Source organism: Dactylosporangium sp. NPDC051087, from assembly GCF_055586325.1.
In genome coordinates this window covers 312601-314070 of record NZ_JBVJIJ010000015.1, presented here as the reverse complement: position 1 = coordinate 314070, position 1470 = coordinate 312601, and the positions used below count along the sequence as shown (strand labels likewise).

Here is a 1470-nt window from a genome sequence, read left to right as displayed (position 1 = left end):
TCGTAGACGCGGTAGCCGGTGACGGTGCCCGTCGAGGCGTTCCACGCCAGGGAGAAGCTGGTGTTCGTGGTCGCGGTCACCCGGAAGTTCCCCGGCGCGGACGGGGTCCCGGCCGGTGTGGTCGGCGGGGGAGTGGTCGGGCCACCGCCGCCGGTGCACGTGCCGAGGTCCGTCCACAGCGACGGCGTGGTTGACGGGGTCCAGCCGGTCCCGGGGTAGGCGGTGTGCGTCTGCAGCGCCCGGTACGTGTGGCCCTGGTAGGTGACCTGGGTGCCCACGGTGTACGTGTTGCCTTCCGCCCAGACCGGTGCGGTGCAGGCGGCCTGGACGGCGGCGCTGCCGGCCTGGGCCTGGATCGTTGGCACCAGGACCGTCGCCGTGACGACGGTCAGGGCCACGCCCATTGCCAGTGCGAACTTCCGACGTGCAGATCTCATGTGACTCCTCGTCGTCGATGGATCGGTTCAGGTGGGTGACAGGCCGGCGTCGGCGAAGATGTGCCGGGCCAGGGCGGAGCCGAGGAACGCCACGAGCGCGTCGGCGCCGACGGTGTTGCGGCCGGTCGAGACCTTGAGGGCGGTGTACTGGTCGGCGATGAGCAGCGCCTGGGCGAAGTCGAGGGCACGCAGGTCGGTGCCGGAGGCGACGACGTCGGTGCGGTAGACGAGGGCGGCGTCGGCGGCGCCCGTGCGGACCCGGGCCAGCGTGGTGGCCGGGTCGGGCTCGACGGAGACGGGGCGCACGTCGACGGCGGCGGCGGTGAGCGCGGTGCGGCTCATCCGGCCGCATGGGGTCGTCTCGGCGCACAGCGCCACCCGGGTGCGGGGAAGGTCGGCGACGCCGGCGATCCCGGTGCCGGCCGGGACGGCGATGACGATCGGGTTGCGGGCGACGACGGCGGGGGTGCCACGGACGTGCCCGGCCGTGACCTGGGTGGTGGCGACCGCGTCCGCGGACACGAACACGTCGACCGGTGCGCCGGCGAGGATGTGCCCGGCGTGCTCGGCGCCGGCGCCGTACTCCACCGCGACCCGGACACCCGGGAACGCCTCCTCGAACTTCGGCACCAGCAGGGTCAGCGTGGCGCGCAGCTCGTCGGCGGCGTGCACGACGACCGTCCCGCCCGGCGCGCCGGACCCGACCGGTCCACCGGCGGGGTGCTGGTGGTCGTGGCCGGCGGAGGTCTGCGCCGTGACGGGCGGCGGCCCGGAACGGGGCGGCGTTCCGGAGCACGCCGCCAGCCCGGGACCGGCGACAGCCACCGCGACGGCCACCGCGAGGGTGGCCACGATGGTCGGTCGGCGCCCGGTCACGACGCTCAGGCTGCGCAGGTTCATCGGCGCGGCTCCGCTCGATCGAGTGCTCGCCGGTCGTCCGGCCCGGGGGGGGGGGGGGAGGAGGAAAAGCTTTTCCTCCTGGACTCCTGGCGGCACGGGGGGGGTTGTTCTTCCTATCATCCCCCCCCCCCCC

At 74.7% G+C, this 1470-nt stretch carries 2 protein-coding genes; both read right to left on the bottom strand.

The window, feature by feature from the left end; all coding sequences use genetic code 11:
- Positions 1-437, bottom strand: a 437-nt coding sequence (locus ACZ6TV_RS28775; protein WP_465300406.1) for a carbohydrate-binding protein, incomplete at its 3' end; no start/stop codon positions are given.
- A 27-nt stretch (positions 438-464) separates the two neighbouring features.
- Positions 465-1337 carry a molybdate ABC transporter substrate-binding protein gene (modA, locus tag ACZ6TV_RS28770; protein WP_465300405.1) on the bottom strand — a complete coding sequence of 291 codons (873 nt, stop codon included), beginning with the start codon at positions 1335-1337 and terminating at the stop codon, positions 465-467.
- Between the last annotated feature and the right edge of the window lie 133 nt (positions 1338-1470).